Genomic DNA, 15,902 nt, shown 5'->3' on the forward strand with positions numbered 1-15,902 from the left:
CTTTATAAAAATTAATAAACCAACCGTATTATTGATATTGATAATAATAGTCAATAGGATAAAATAAACCAACCTTACCGTATGAATCATGGTCCAAAGTAGCAAAAATAATCCCAACTACCTTTCCTTCCCTATTTATTACAGGACTACCACTATTACCTCTGTATACGGGAGCTTCAATCATAATGACTTTTTCTTCCCATGAGGTTAATTTAGTATAGCCGATGATTTTCCCTTCATTTGCTATCCCGTTAAATCGTAATGGGTTTCCTATAAACTGAACTTGTTCGTCTTTCTGTACGGAAGCTCGTTTGGCTAAATTTAAATAAGGTACGTTTTCGGCATCCGCATTTAAAATTGCTAAATCAATAGATGGATGCGTTGTTTCTACGGTTGCATTAAATAAACCAAGCTCAGGAAATACCACAGTTACATTTTCTTCTCCTTCAACCACATGATAGTTTGTCAAAATGGTTCCATCAGCTGAAACTGCAAAACCTGTACCTTTTGAATCTTCTGTTTCTATTGTAACAACTGCTTCTTTATACAATTGAATTTCTTCTTGAAGTGATAACCGTGCGGATGTCTTTAAAAACTCTATTGCGGGTATGGAAAATGTGCGTGGTATTAAAGCAATAACATTAAAAAGAAGCACAACTGCAATTAGCCAAAACGCCCACTTTGGAAATGGACGTTTTGGTTCCAATTGCTCCTTTGCTTCTTTTTCCCTGGCCAAAACCTTTTGTCGTTGTTCTTCAACTAAATCAAAAAGCGCTTCATCATCAATTTCTTCATATAGATCTTCATCGATAATATCCTGCTGCTGTTTATCCTTCTGATCCATAATCCACCTCATCGTTACGATATTTATGAAACAACAGACTTTGCTTTGTTCCCTTGCTGCATTTGATACATTTGATAGTAATAACCCTGCTCTATCATTAATTGTTCATGATTACCATGCTCTTTTATCGTACCACGATCAAGTACAAATATGGTATCAGCTTGTTGAATCGTTGACAAACGATGCGCAATAACTAAGGTTGTTCTTCCTGATTTCAAAACTTCTAGCGCCTCTTGAATCATTGTTTCTGTTTCAGTATCAATATTAGCTGTCGCCTCATCAAGAATCAGTATAGCTGGATCGAAAGCCAATGCACGTGCAAATGATATTAATTGTCTTTCCCCCAATGAAAAAGTTGTTCCTCCTTCTGTTACCTTTTCCTCATATTTCCTCGGTAATTTTTCTATAAAACGATCCGCCCCAACTGCTTTTAATGCCTGAATTGCTGCATCAGTAGTTATATTAGGGTCATTCATCGTTACATTAGACAAAATAGTACCAGAAAATAAAAATGGATCCTGTAGGACGATACCCATATGACTACGAACTTGCTGGCGAGACCATTCTTTTGTAGAGATTCCATCAATTGTAATCTTTCCTTTTTGCGGATCATAGAAACGGAATAGTAAATTCATAATTGAACTTTTACCAGAACCGGTATGACCTACAAACGCAGCAGTCTGACCTGCTTTAATTTTAAAGGATAAATCCTTTAATATATAGTCATCATCATTATAAGCAAATGAAACATGATCAAATTCTACATTACCACGATATCGTTTTACTTGGTCATCCATTACTTCCTCTCCATCATAGTCCATTAATTCAAACACTCGATTTCCTGCCACTCTGGCTTGCTCAATTAAAGGAAGCTGATTAACGATATCCGTAACGGGTTCAAAAAGCCGGTTTAGATAATCGACAAATGCATAGAGTAGGCCAATAGATATAACACTAGTAGGCTCTAAAGAAAATGACCCAAAATACCAAATAAATGCTACAAAAGCAAGATTTCGAAAAACAGTAACTAGATTATAAGAGGTTAGTGCACTCAGTTTTACCAGCTTTCGTTGGTAAGTAAAATGGCGCTCATTTAATACCTCGAAGTCCTCCTTTGTTTTCTTTTCTCTGCGAAATGCTTGGATAATGGGCATGCCTTGAATTGCTTCATTAATATTCCCATTGATTTCACTAATAGTTGAACGAATAACAGTATTATATTTCGTACCAAAGTACTTATATACCTTCATCCAACCAATAATTAATGGAATAATTAACAGACATAGAGCAGCAAGCTTTACGTCCAAAATAAATAGTGCTACAAAAATACCAGCCATATAGATGACACTTGTTACAACAATTGATAAAACCCGCTCGTAAAGATCTCGTATCGCTTCCGTATCATTGGTTATTCTTGCCACTATTTTACCAGCTGGTTGATCCACATAGTAATTAATTGGTATACGCTGCGTATGAGCAAATAAGTCGTTTCGCATTTGTTTTACTATTTTATTAGAAGCTTGCTGTAATAGAAAGGTCTGATAAAACTGAAAAAATCCAGCAATGATAAGCAGTATCATATATAGACATAGTAATAATAATATCGGTTTTCGCTCTGGTTTAAAGAATGGATAGATCTCTGATAATGAAAGTTTTTCTCCAGTTACTTCAATCTTTTCTGTTGATGTAGTAATCGTTATCGTTCCTTCATCAACAGATCGTTTTCCTTGTAACGGAACTTCTTCATGAACAAAGTAATACGTAGAACCAATTCCTATGATGGTAGCAGTATCACCCACTACTTCATCTTCGTTCTCCAAGCGGTCTGCTCGTTTATAGAACTTATCCTCATATTCAACCGTATCCGTATCGTCCTTTAAAATGACCTGCTGCCAGTTCCCTTCTACGCCAAGTATATGATCATCAATTACTTTTTTCGCGATTAAAGGACCAGCTAATTCTAAAGATACGGCAATAACTAAACAAATTAAGCCAATAATGATACCCTTCTTAAAGCGAAGTGCATAAGAAAAAAGTCTTCTTTCAGTCGTCATTAGCCAGTTACCTCCTTATCTTCTAGCTGTTGTTGATTATATTGTTCTTGGTACCATCCTTGCTGTTTTACTAATTGCTCATGGTTTCCTTGCTCTATAATCACTCCATCTTCTAACACGATAATATGGTCGGCATGCGTAACAGCAGATAGACGATGTGCTGCAATAAATGTCGTCTTATTTTTTCGTTCTTTACGTAAATGATCAATGATTCTAGCTTCTGTTTTTCCATCTACAGCAGACAATGAATCATCTAAAATTAATATCTCTGGATCTTTAATAAATGCACGCGCTAGTGCCACTCGTTGTTTTTGTCCTCCAGATAATGTAACACCACTTTCTCCAACCTGTGTATCTAACCCATTTGGTAGTTGTTTCATATCGTCAAGAAAATGGGCAAGTTGCATGACTCGAAAGATCTCCTCGTCAGTTGCATCTTCCTTCCCAAACTGTATGTTCTCTCGAATTGTTTTTGAAAACATCATTTGGTCCTGTGGGACATAACCAATCCAAGAACGTATTTGCTCAAGCGAAAGATGTTGTAAATCTTCCCCAGAAACAGTTATTTTTCCTTTCATATCAGGATATTGCCGTAAGAGCAGTTTAAAAATAGTCGTTTTACCTGCCCCTGTCTTACCAACAATACCGATTGTTTCTCCTCTTTGCACGTGTAATGAAACGTCTTTTAGTTGCTCCATTTCCGTATCTGGATAGGAAAACGAAACAGATGAAAAATCAATGGAAGTTACTTCTGATACATGAACAGGCTTCGTCGGATCTTTCACATCTGCTTGGTAATTAAGTGTGTGATTTACACGATCCAAAGATGCATTCCCTCGCTGTAAAACATTAATTAGCTCTCCGACAGCAAACATTGGCCAAATTAACATTCCTAAATAAACATTAAATGTAACTAAGTCACCGAGCGTAAGAATATTTTCAAATACGAGAAACGCTCCGTATCCAAGTCCAATCGTATAAGATAGGCCGACTAAAATTTTCATCGTTGGTTCAAATAACGCATCTATCTTGGCAACTTCTATATTTTTTTCATAAACATCTGTTGTCATGGCTTGAAACCGCTGTGCATCTTGCTTTTCTTGTACAAATGCTCGAAGTACCCTGACACCGCGAATCGACTCTAACACGTCATTGTTCATTTCACCAAAGGCTTCTTGCGCTTTTGTAAATCGAGCATGAATAGCGGCACCATATTTGTTCATGACAATCGCCATAATTGGCAATGGAATTAAGGAAGCAATGGTTAATTTCCAGCTAATCGTGAATCCCATCATAGCTATTATCATTAACATGAATATACTTGAATCAACAAGCGTCAACACACCGAACCCAGCAGTTAAGCTTATCGCTTTAAGATCATTTGTGCTTCTAGCCATTAAGTCTCCTGTACGATATCTCCCAAAAAACGATGGTGTCATGGCTAAGAAATGCTGCATTAAATTGCTCCTCATCCATTTTTCTAAAATAACGGCACCACTAAATAAAGTATAATCCCATAGGTAAGAAATGGCGTAATGAATGACGATTAGCAATAAGTATCCCACGATGATTGCAGTTAGCAATTGTAAGGTAAGTGTTTCAAATTGAATATGATCAATCGTATACCCCGCTATCTTAGGTGGGATTAAACCAATAGCACTAGCAATAATTAAAGCAATAATTGCAAATACATATCGCTTCCAATAATGTTTAAAAAACCAATTTAATTTTCTAAAAACACTAAACATAATAAACACCTTCTTTTCTCTATATATAAGGTCTATAAAAATAATACATTCATTTCCTCTATATTCTCTGTATAACAAGCAAACGGTAAAGCATTCTTTTCCATTGTGCAGATGCCTTTCCATTAATAAGAGTTCGCGATTTATTATAGGGATGTTAAAAAGCTCTAAAATCACTCCTAAAATGAATCAAAACCCAAAGAAAAACACATACGTCCATGACGTATGCGTTCATAAAAAAGGCAAATAGTAATTAAAAAACTTCCCTTTTCAACACAAAAGAGTCACAGACACCTGTGACACCTTTCAAAAGATTAAATAATGCTAACGTTAACCAAAGTTAACAATTTTACATGTTCACGCTTGAGGTCACAGAGAATATAGAATTTTTTGTTGTCAGTTGCTGATTGATTCGCATGGTATGTGACCTCCTTCTTTTTAGATTCTCAATTATTATAGTATTAGCAAAATTTTAAGTCAATATGTTTTTCACAAATTTTTTAAATAATTGTTGGATGCGGAATATAAAGTCGATCTCCCACTCACACATATTAGGTTTCACCTTATTACTTGAAGTGGGGGCCTACTGCCAGTTATATGTGGGATAAATTTAAATCTCAAATCATATTTCCTTCCTTTTCAGACATACTAAGCTTATAGGAACGGAACAATTTGGAGGCAATTATGAGAAGAGCTAAGAAGAAAAAGACAAGTAGTATTTTCCCGAGCAAATTAGAGGATCTACAGGCGATACTTCAGCAAAAATTTGATCATAATTCCGATTTAAACTATACGATCTATAATCATCAAAACCAGCGGATAGCTGTATTTTATATCACCTATCTCATCGACACAAATAAAGTAGAAAACTCTTTACTAAAACCACTTTTAGAGCGTAAAGAAAGCTGGTCCATAACAGCTTTATTAAATAATATTCCATTAAGTTCTGGAAAAACGGTAGACAACTTGGACGATATATTGAAAGGAATCTTATTAGGTGAAGTATTTATTTACATTGAACAAGACTCCACCATTATTTCTTATACCTTGAAAAAAGAAGAAAAGCGCTCACTTTCTAAGGCTGAAACTGAATCCGTGGTACTTGGTCCACAGGTTGCATTTACTGAATCTCTTGCCACAAATATGAATTTAACTCGTAAAGGGATTTTATCGAATGATCTAGTTTTAGAAAAGATTGTTATTGGTGAACGTTCACCAAAGGAAATACGTTTAGCGTACTTAAAATCAATTGCGAACGAAACAGATATTCAAACCATGCGTCAGCGATTAAATGACCTGGAAATTGATGAAATTGAAGATAGTTCAGTCTTAATTCAATTAATCGAGGATTCGTCCGCTAGTATCTTCCCACAATTCTATGAAACCGAATTACCTGACCGCTTTTCTTATTCTATATCCAAAGGTCGCGTTGGCGTTCTCGTTGAAAATAGTCCAACTGGTATAATTGCACCAGTTACTTTATTCAGCTTTTTTGAATCAACGGAGGATCTTTACATGCGTTGGAATATTGGTAGTTTCTTTCGAATTCTCCGTTTTATTGCCATGTTTATTTCTGTATTATTAACTCCTTTTTATGTAGCAGCAGTAACGTATCATTATGAAATTATTCCGATCCCATTATTAATTTCACTTGGGCAATCCCGGGCAAACGTACCCTTTCCTCCTATTTTTGAAGCTTTCTTACTTGAGTTACTCATCGAATTACTGAGAGAGGCAGGAGCGAGATTACCGACAAAAGTTGGACAAACGATGGGTATCGTTGGCGGTGTTGTAGTTGGAACAGCTGCTGTACAGGCTGGTCTTACCAGTAACATTCTAATTATCTTTATTACACTAAGTGCGCTTGCTTCGTTTACAGCTCCAAGTTATCTGATGGGAACGACAATTCGTGTTTTGCGCTTTCCCATGATCGTTCTTGCAGGTGTCTTAGGTATTATTGGAATCATGTTTGGCATCTGCTTTCTGATTATTCATTTACTAAAACTAACATCATTAGGAAGACCATATTTATCGCCTGTGTATCCGCTTAATTGGCAGGACTTAAATAAAACCTTATTTCGCCTGCCTTATAATATGCAAACAAAGCGATTTTCTTCATTCCGTTTAAAAGATCTATACCGTTTTAGTAAAGAAAAAGCGAAGCGCAAAAAAGATATAGATGAGTAGGTGAAAGCGTGAGAGTAAATTTAACTGTAAAACCAAATCTACAGCTACGATCCTTCTACCTATTCTTTATGATTGTCTCTATCCAAATTGGTGTAGGGATTATGGGAGTACCTAGAATTATATTTGCAGAGACAGGTAGGGATTCATGGTTGGCTGTCATTATTGCATTCATCTATATCCTATTTCTTCTCATTGCTATGTTCTTGATTTTAAAGCAGTATCAGAATGCAGATATTTTTGGAATTCAAGTAGATCTATTTGGCACATGGATAGGCAAGCTTCTCGGAGCCATTTATGTTGTATATTTCGGATTATGTCTATTCACTGTTTTGATTACGTATATTGAAGTAGTAACGATTTTTATTTTTCCAGGGTTAAATAATTTTTTGATGGCATTATTATTAATTGCCTTAATTATTTATAGTGTTATGGGAGGTATTCGAGTAGTTGTTGGTGTTTGTTTTCTTTTTTTCATTCTCTCTCATTGGCTTGTCTTATTATTAGCACAACCAATCTGGGAAATGGACTGGTCTCATTTCCAGCCAATGTTTCAATCCTCCTTAACAGAATTACTAAAGGGTGCACGGAGTACCGCTTATACGTTCAGTGGGCTAGAGCTCCTGTTTTTAATCTATCCATTTGTTATAAATAAGAAAAGTGTAAAACTACCTGTATATTTAGGGGCACTCTGGTCTGCCCTACTAGTACTCGCTGCAACAGTTATTGTTACTGGTTTTTTTACACCTGAGGAGATCAGTGCAAGAGAATGGTCTGTCCTCGGTTTGTTCAAAATTCAATCATTCTCTTTTGTAGAACGGTTTGACTATATCGTCGTAACTGCATGGATGATGGTCACCTTACCAAATATGATTCTTTGCTGCTGGGCTATTACCTATGGGCTTAAGCGCTTATATTATTTCCCACAAAAATACTCTCTCTATGTCTTAGCAGCTATACTTGCAGTTGCCAGTATATTTACAAAAGAGCACTATCTTATACAGTTCATCATTAACTTTACTGCACAACTTGGTTTTTGGCTCGTTTATGTGTATCCATTTCTATTGCTTATTCTTGTCATCGTAAAAAAACGAATAAACAAACGGAATGGAGGACTGACTCATGCTAAATAAAGGAATGCTCTTTTCTTTAGCTGCCTCCCTGTTTTTAGTAACAGGATGTATGCAAATGAAACCAATTGAACGATTAGCTATTATTAACGCAAGAGGTGTTGATCTTTCAGGTGAAGATTTAATTGATACTACCTTGGTTATTTTCCAATTTGATACACAGACAAAAGATATTTCTAAAATTGCTTCAGGTACTGGAAAAACAATTAAAGAAGCAAGATACGATGCAAATACGAAAACGAGTTTCTCACTAACTCCCGGGCAGATTCGCCTCGAACTTTATGGAATGGATGTAGCTAAAAAGGGAATTTTCCCCTATTTAAACACATTAGTTCGTGATGCTCGAACATCTGACAGAGTACTATTAGCAATAACAGATACAACTGCCAAAGAAGTAATAACAAAAGGACAAGAGGAAACAAATATAAATGTGGGACTATTTATGAATGGACTAATTAATCAAAAGATCCAAGATGATAGTATACCTAAGACAGAGCTCTATGATTTTACACATGCTTATTTTGAAAAGGGGCAGGACCCCGTACTGCCTATCATCAGCTCAGTTGAAGGAACACCAAAGTTTTCAGGAATAGCTATGTTTCAAAATGATAGCTATGTCGATAGGCTGACGTTGCATGATGCCTTGCTAATTAATTTATTTCAAAAGACCATTCACTCTGCTCCATTTGATATTAGCGTACAATCAGAACCCCTTAAACCTTATTTTCAAAAAAGTCTTTCCGGTCAAAAGGAGGAAGAAATTCATCTAAATGGTAGAATTATTAAAGGAAAAAACAATACACAATTGCTGGATAAAAACCAGTTGCGGTTTCAAACAGACATTACCATTCAGATGAATTTGCTGGAGATGTCTTTAGAACTGGAATTAGAAAATAAAGGTGTCATTGCTAAATTGGAAAAACAAATCGAAAAACAGATCAAGAAGAAATATGAAGCGCTTTTAGAGAAAACACAGGAAATGAAGGCTGACCCATTTGGATATGGCGAAATTTACCGAGAGCATAAAGCTAACGGAGAGTTAGAGAAAAATGAATGGCGTGAGAAATACCCAGATATTGACGTGAATTACAATGTCGATGTAAAAATCGTTGAATACGGAACAATTAGATAGGGTCGAGCTATTTGAACATTTAAATACAGCCACAGATCAAAAATACAGAGCCACTATCCCTTTGTGACAGTGGCTCTACGATTATTTTCCATTCTGTACTTCTGTAAGTATCTCAATAACGCGATCTCGTGCCTCTTCGCTCTTATATTGCTTCATTGTATCGATCATAATTGGTGCAAATTCCTTTAATTGTTCCAGCTCATGTACAAGCGTGTCTTCTGACAACGATTCCTCTTCTAACACTCTTGCATACCGTTTCTCGGCAAAGGATTTTGCATTTATGATCTGATCTCCTCTGCTAGCTTGACGAGATAATGGTATTAGCAGCATCGGCAATTGCAGTGCAAGAAATTCAAAGATAGCATTAGACCCTGCACGCGATAGAACATAGTCACTTATTGCAAAGATATCTTTTAAATCATCTGTAATATATTCAAATTGGACGTAGCCATTTTCTTTTATCTGATGGTCAATTTTACCTTCACCACAAATATGAATGATCTGAAATAATGGTACTAGCTTTGGCAAGCTATCCCGAACGGTTTCATTTATTTTTTGTGATCCTCCGCTTCCGCCCATGATTAATAAGATCGGCTTTTCCTTTGTAAGCCCTGTTAAAGCAAGACCTTTTTCTCTATTCCCTTGAAATAGTTCATCTCGTACTACTGCTCCAACATATTCTGATTTTTTTTCTGGCACATAATTTTTCGTTTCTGAAAATGTTGTTAGTACTTTTTTAGCAAATGGTATAGCTATTTTATTTGCTAGACCAGGTGTATAATCAGACTCATGAACTACTGCCGGTACACCAGTTAGTTTTGCAGCCAGCATGACAGGTACAGATACGAATCCACCCTTGGAAAAAATAACGGATGGCTTGCGTTTCTTAATTATTTTCACTGCTTGCATTGTTCCTTTCAAAACTTTAAATGGATCTTTCAAATTCTCTATCGACATATAACGACGAAGCTTTCCTGTTGAAATAGGATGATAAGTTACACCATCCACTTCTCCTATAAGCTTTCGTTCGATACCATCTTTTGAACCAATATAATCAATGTCCCAGCCTTTATCTCGATAGTACGGAATCAGAGCTAAATTAACAATGACATGCCCTGCAGATCCGCCTCCAGTAAATAGTATTCGTTTATTTTTCATTAGGTGAAAACGTCCTTTCTTCCAAACTGCTCTATAAAACGGTATAATAATTTTTACGCTCCTCTTCTATCCTATTAGAAAATACATGAAAAAGGAAGAGAATTATGTATCAGACAACAACGCTAAAGGAAAAACTAAAATTATTCGCTGTAATATTAATTCCTATACTAATTACCCAAGTGAGTATGTACTTAATGAATATATTTGATACTGTCATGTCAGGTCGTGCTGGTGCAGTAGATCTAGCAGGTGTCGCGATCGGGACGAGCTTATGGGTTCCTATTTTCACTGGTATAAATGGGATTTTACTTGCCATTACTCCCATAATTGCACATCTCACAGGAGCTATCTCTGAAAATAAAGTTACCAATAGTGTACAGCAGGCAATATATTTATCAATTGTTCTTGCCATAATTGTATGTACTATTGGTGGTATATTACTAAACCCTGTTTTAAACCTAATGGAACTCGAAGCTGGGGTTCGACAAACTGCGAAATATTATCTTATTGCCTTAGGGACAGGAGTAATTCCTCTCTTTATCTTTAATACAGTAAGATGCTTTATCGACGCACTAGGGCAAACACGGATATCTATGCTCATTATTCTTATATCCTTGCCGCTTAACTTATTTTTTAACTATATCTTTATTTTTGGTAAATTTGGGATTCCAGCATATGGCGGAATTGGCGCAGGAATTGCAACCTCGATAACCTATTGGCTTGTATCCATTTTGGCACTAGCCGTTATTTATAAAATTACCCCTTTTCGTAAATTTTCTATTTTGACGAATTGGGTAAAACCTTCTGCAAAGGATTGGTGGGAGCAATTAAAAATAGGTATCCCAATTGGTTTTGCCATGTTTTTTGAAACAAGCATTTTCTCTGCTGTAACGCTATTTATGAGTGTATATAGCACCTATACTATCGCCGCCCACCAAGCAGCAATTAATTTCGCATCCTTGCTCTATATGATTCCATTAAGCGTTGGAATGGCGCTGACTATTGCTATAGGTTACGAAATAGGTGCCAAACGATATTTAGATGCACGTACGTATGGATATATCGGTATTAGTGGTGGCATATTTATCGCCCTTTTTGCAGGATTTGTATTATATATTACAAGAGATTGGGTAGCCGCCATGTACAATTCAAATCCTGAAGTTATCCAGCTTACAAAGCAATTTATCTTTTATGCTATCTTCTTCCAGCTCGCTGATGCATTTGGTGCACCCATCCAAGGAGCATTGCGCGGTTATAAAGATGTTAATGTTACGTTAATCATGGCGTTAATCTCCTATTGGATAATTGGTTTACCGGTTGGTTGGATTTTAGCAAACTATACAGTTCTTGAACCTTTTGGCTATTGGGTTGGTATAATTACTGGATTGACTGTGGGAGCTATCGCTCTATTATGGCGTTTACTTTATCTACAACGGAAATTTGTCCATACCTCCCATTTGCATTAGCATGGATGATGAAAGCGAGTCCCAATGTATGAAGTTATTCGGATCGTAGCTCAGTTCATGTTTTGAAATGTGATCATTATTAACCAGCTAACTAGTTAAAGAAAAAAACACGTTACCAAATGGATCTTCGGACTCGTGCTGTTTCACCGGAATCTCGCTTATTTCAGGTGCTAAAATATTTATTCTAATCAAAAAACGAGCGATAATTAATTTCATTCAACTAATCATCGTTCGTTTTTGATTGTTTCTTATTTACATTTGTCTTAGACTCCAATCATCCTACCTATCATATCTTATAAGAATAAGCCGGCAACGGTAGCTGATAAGATCGATGCTAAAGTTGCACCAAGGAGCAATTTTAGCCCGAAGCCAGATACGCTCACAGCTTTCTTTGCATCAATTCCCTTAACAGTTCCAGCAATAATACCGATGGAGGAGAAGTTTGCAAAGCTTGTTAAGAAAACAGAAACGATACCAACGGTTTTCTCTGACAGAGAATCAATCGATGGTTGGAATTGTAACATTGCGACAAATTCATTTGTTACAATTTTTGTTCCCATAATTGATCCAGCTTGGACGACCTCACCTGGAGATATCCCCATCAGAATACCAATAGGAGCTATAATATACCCCAAAATTTGTTGAAGTGTCGCTCCAGAAAAGATTAATTGAATCAGCCAATTTACAAGCTCTAATGAAGCAATAAACGCAATCAACATTGCCGCTACAATTAAAGCTATCTTTCCGCCTTCTAGCGCACCATTCCCCATCGCCTCGAAAATACTTTTATCATTCGTCACATCTTTAATATCCACAACGTCTTCTTCTTTCGGTACTTTAACCGGTGCAATTATTGAAGAAATCATTAATGCGCTTAACATGTTCAAAGGCAGTGCAACTAATACATAGTCATTAGGCAAAATTTGCAAATATGCTCCAACAATCGACGCGGATACAGACCCCATGGCGGAAGCACTTACAATATAAAGCCGATTAGCATTTAAATGATGAAATTGTGAACGAATAGCAATCAATGCTTCAGATTGTCCAAAGAATATACTGTTTACAGCATTAAATGACTCAACCTTTGGAAGCCCTGTCACTTTTGATATTAACCCACCCAAATATTTAATAAGTGGTGGAAGAATACGTAAATATGTTAAAACGGATAACAACGTAGCAAAGAAGATGATTAATAATAGGACATTGAAGAAGAATACGCCGCCTTCCTCTAATACGAATCCACCTACTACGAAATTGATCCCTTCTGTACCGAATTCAATTAATTTATTAAAACCAGCTGAAATTCCTGTAATAATCGTTTGACCAATTTTGGTCTCGAACATAAAAAAGGTGATCAACAGCTGAAAGACTAACATAATGATAATACCTTTATAATTTATATTTTTCTTATCATTAGACATTAAAAATGCTAGTCCCAGGACAACGACGATCGCCAGTAATCCTAGAAGTATTCCCACACTGATTTCCTCCCTATTGTAACTGTTTTCATTATTTCTGATACATAGGTCATTGTACCAAGTTGTCAGACGTCATGCAAGAGATTGTTTTTTCTGTAAATTTAAATATCCTGTTTTATTTGTTCCCCTTTTTAAATAGAAAAAACAAATTATTTTGCTTCTATCCCAAAAACAAAAGCGGAAGCGAGCGACTAGAGCGAAGTAAAGGAATCACAGTGAGCTTGCGAGCTGATGATGACTTAGATTCGTGCAATTCATGAAGCAGCCTAGTTTCTGGACGCGGCTCAACACGCCCATATCTTTCCACACGGGCTAATTTTATAGTTTCTAGACTATTAAAAAAACGGAGCAAAATTAGCTCAGTCCTTATCACTACATGCTCCGATTTACGCTTCCTCTAGTAGTTATTATGGAATAATAGCTACTGCTTGACCACCACTCCGGCTGCCCACTTCCCTTTCCGTGGGGTTTGTCCTTCAGCTAACTTTTTTAGCAAAACCCGCTCAAAAAAGTGGATCTTCAGGTCAAACATTTCCCACAGGAGTTGAAGTGGCCGGCCTTCGCTATTATCAGGCTCTACAACGCTAGCATGAAGTAACACAGCTGCTTTTATACTCACGGATAGCGATTTTCACTTTACCCATTGTAAAAAAGTCAACCTATTACTTATGACAAGAATTGTTGCACCTTCTCATAGCGGAGACTAATTACGTAGACTCCTGCGGGAATAGCGCGAGCCGAAAATCCACTTTGCAACGTGTTCTTCTTTGCAAAGTTAGTTGAGACCGTGTCCGCGGAAAGCGAAGTAATTAGTCGGAGCATTGCCAATATACATCAAACATTTCAAAATAACTACTTGGCTTAACGCAGTCATTGCACTGATTTTATACTTTCTTAACTAAGAACAAAAGCGCAAGTGCCCGATTAGAAACGTAGCTACTGGAGCAAGTCAACGGAGATAAAGGAATCATGGTGTGCTTGCGAGCCGATGGTGACTTATCGTGTAGGGAAATTCGTGAAGTCGCCTCATTTCTGGGCGTTGGAGTTGGACACGGCTCAACAACCCCCTATTTATCCACATGGGCATTTCCTAGACTATAAAAAAGCTATTGCTTTACTACAACAGCTTTTATTTCATTTATTTAGTTGTTTTAATCTGTATCCACTATAATTTCCAATAGTTGATCCTCTATTACCTTTCCCTCCTCTTCATCAATTAGATTGTTAATCATAATGGAGAATATTAGCTTTTCTTTATTGCTTTTTTCAGCATAGCCCGATAATGTACTAACACCGTAAATTGTCCCTGTTTTAGCTTGCACAACTAAATCAGGCATTCGATAACGTAACGTCCCTCCTATTTGCCGATCAGAATCCCCAGCTACTGGAAGTGACTTTATAAAGCTTGGAAACCACGCTTCTTTTTGAACAGCGTATAATAATTGGGTAATTGCGGTTGGTGGTATTAATGTTACATGTGATATTCCTGAACCATCACGAATAAGTAGTTTTTCTTGATTCAAACCAAACCGCTTTAATTGTCTCTTTAGCGCCTCGATTCCTTGCTCCCAGCTTCCTTCTCCGTATACTTTTTTTCCCATTTCCTTTACTAAAATCTCTCCAAGACTGTTGTTACTATGTTTCATAAATGGAATAAGCAGCTCTGCTAACGTCATAGATGAATGCGTGAAAAGCAATTTCGATTTTATAGGTGCCTCACCACTTTTCACTACTCCATGCCATGTTATATTCTGCTTGACTAAAGCCTGCTTAAGTAAGTCCAGTGCATAGCCAGTGGGTTCCCAGACAGCTATCCACTCTTTGATCGGCTCTTTGGCTTTAGGGATTATTCCTGACACTGATACGATATTTGTCCCGTGCTCACGTTCTATGATGAGGTCTTCTTCTTGCTCAGCTTTTACCGTTATTGCTTCATTTTTTATTTCTATATAATTGTTTTTTGGTGACATGGATACTTGTGGCTTTTCACCAATTCCACCTGATTGTATTTCTAAACGGACAGTTCCCGCGTCATAATCCTTGTCTGGAGAAACTGTTAATGCAGATACTTGTGCACCATAATAATAATGCTCATCACTCCAAATCATATCTGGCGAGAGGCGAACTGCATCATACCATGTATCGTCACCGATTATATCTCCAGAAATATGATCAATATCCATTGCTTTTAACTTTGCTGCGAACATGTCAAAGGTTTCTGGCAACAAGGTAGGGTCCCCTTTTCCAACTAAATACAGATTTCCATTCAACCTCCCCTGCTTTATCGTCCCATTAGTACGTAATTCTGTAGAAAATTGATAATCCTTTCCCAAAACGGATAAACTCGTCGCTGCAGTTAACAACTTCATATTAGAGGCAGGTCGAAACCGAGTATTTCCCATATGCTCATAAATTATTTTGCCTGTATCCGCTTGTCGAATACTTACCCCAATTAATCCGCCCTTTAATTTTGGTTCTTTATGGATATATGAATCTAGCTCTTGCTTCATACTATAGCTCTCTCCTTTTCCATTAGCCGCTGTTGCAGTGCAAGACACAGAAGAAGCTATACATACAGTAACGATCAATCCTAAAATAACCAGCCACCCTATACCCTTAGGATGTACAAACATAAGAACACACCTCAAAATAGCTTAAGTTTATGGCCTTATTCATTATTTCCACAAGACTGTCTTTCATTCCTGTTT

General features: G+C 36.8%; 11 protein-coding genes. 4 read left to right on the forward strand and 7 right to left on the reverse strand.

Annotation, left to right across the window (positions count from 1 at the left end):
- Positions 1-28: 28 nt before the first annotated feature.
- The 3 genes from JUJ52_RS00105 to JUJ52_RS00115 are packed head-to-tail and all read right to left on the reverse strand — an operon-like array spanning position 29 to position 4,646.
- Positions 29-844 carry a S1 family peptidase gene (locus JUJ52_RS00105; protein WP_121604834.1) on the reverse strand — a complete coding sequence of 272 codons (816 nt, stop codon included), beginning with the start codon at positions 842-844 and terminating at the stop codon, positions 29-31.
- A 23-nt stretch (positions 845-867) separates the two neighbouring features.
- Complete coding sequence (locus JUJ52_RS00110; RefSeq protein WP_026682763.1) at positions 868-2,898, reverse strand: ABC transporter ATP-binding protein; 2,031 nt, start codon at positions 2,896-2,898, stop codon at positions 868-870.
- The gene (locus tag JUJ52_RS00115) at positions 2,898-4,646 is read right to left on the reverse strand and encodes an ABC transporter ATP-binding protein (RefSeq protein WP_121604832.1); all 1,749 of its coding nucleotides are present in this window, start codon (positions 4,644-4,646) and stop codon (positions 2,898-2,900) included. Before JUJ52_RS00115 ends, JUJ52_RS00110 begins: the two co-directional genes overlap by 1 nt.
- 681 nt (positions 4,647-5,327) lie before the next feature.
- Between JUJ52_RS00115 and JUJ52_RS00120 the strand changes: the two genes are divergently transcribed.
- The 3 genes from JUJ52_RS00120 to JUJ52_RS00130 are packed head-to-tail and all read left to right on the forward strand — an operon-like array spanning position 5,328 to position 9,089.
- Positions 5,328-6,830 (forward strand): spore germination protein, encoded by a 1,503-nt coding sequence (locus tag JUJ52_RS00120; RefSeq protein ID WP_026682765.1) that lies wholly within the window; start codon positions 5,328-5,330, stop codon positions 6,828-6,830.
- 8 nt (positions 6,831-6,838) lie between these two features.
- The gene (locus JUJ52_RS00125) at positions 6,839-7,960 is read left to right on the forward strand and encodes a GerAB/ArcD/ProY family transporter (protein ID WP_121604830.1); all 1,122 of its coding nucleotides are present in this window, start codon (positions 6,839-6,841) and stop codon (positions 7,958-7,960) included.
- Complete coding sequence (locus JUJ52_RS00130) at positions 7,950-9,089, forward strand: Ger(x)C family spore germination protein (protein WP_080668752.1); 1,140 nt, start codon at positions 7,950-7,952, stop codon at positions 9,087-9,089. Before JUJ52_RS00125 ends, JUJ52_RS00130 begins: the two co-directional genes overlap by 11 nt.
- Positions 9,090-9,170: 81 nt before the next feature.
- Here JUJ52_RS00130 and JUJ52_RS00135 read toward each other — a convergent pair whose 3' ends face one another.
- Positions 9,171-10,247: an undecaprenyldiphospho-muramoylpentapeptide beta-N-acetylglucosaminyltransferase gene (locus tag JUJ52_RS00135; RefSeq protein WP_026682767.1), complete on the reverse strand. Its 1,077-nt coding sequence runs from the start codon at positions 10,245-10,247 to the stop codon at positions 9,171-9,173.
- 104 nt (positions 10,248-10,351) lie between these two features.
- Between JUJ52_RS00135 and JUJ52_RS00140 the strand changes: the two genes are divergently transcribed.
- Entirely contained in the window at positions 10,352-11,713 is a 1,362-nt protein-coding gene (locus JUJ52_RS00140; RefSeq protein WP_205388389.1) for an MATE family efflux transporter, read from the forward strand.
- 293 nt (positions 11,714-12,006) lie between these two features.
- On the opposite strand, the gene JUJ52_RS00145 is transcribed toward JUJ52_RS00140, so the two are convergent.
- The 3 genes from JUJ52_RS00145 to dacB all read right to left on the reverse strand — a co-directional run bounded on the left by JUJ52_RS00145 (position 12,007) and on the right by dacB (position 15,827).
- A complete protein-coding gene (locus JUJ52_RS00145) occupies positions 12,007-13,194 on the reverse strand; it encodes a NupC/NupG family nucleoside CNT transporter (RefSeq protein WP_121604828.1) in 1,188 nt (395 codons plus the stop codon).
- Between the two features lie 421 nt (positions 13,195-13,615).
- Positions 13,616-13,813 carry a hypothetical protein gene (locus JUJ52_RS00150; protein ID WP_121603754.1) on the reverse strand — a complete coding sequence of 66 codons (198 nt, stop codon included), beginning with the start codon at positions 13,811-13,813 and terminating at the stop codon, positions 13,616-13,618.
- A gap of 532 nt (positions 13,814-14,345) precedes the next feature.
- Entirely contained in the window at positions 14,346-15,827 is a 1,482-nt protein-coding gene (gene dacB / locus JUJ52_RS00155) for a D-alanyl-D-alanine carboxypeptidase/D-alanyl-D-alanine endopeptidase (protein WP_205388488.1), read from the reverse strand.
- Positions 15,828-15,902: the final 75 nt, after the last annotated feature.

Origin of the sequence: Virgibacillus sp. AGTR (assembly GCF_016919725.2) — a bacterium.
GTDB classification, from domain to species: Bacteria; Bacillota; Bacilli; order Bacillales; family Amphibacillaceae; genus Virgibacillus; species Virgibacillus salarius.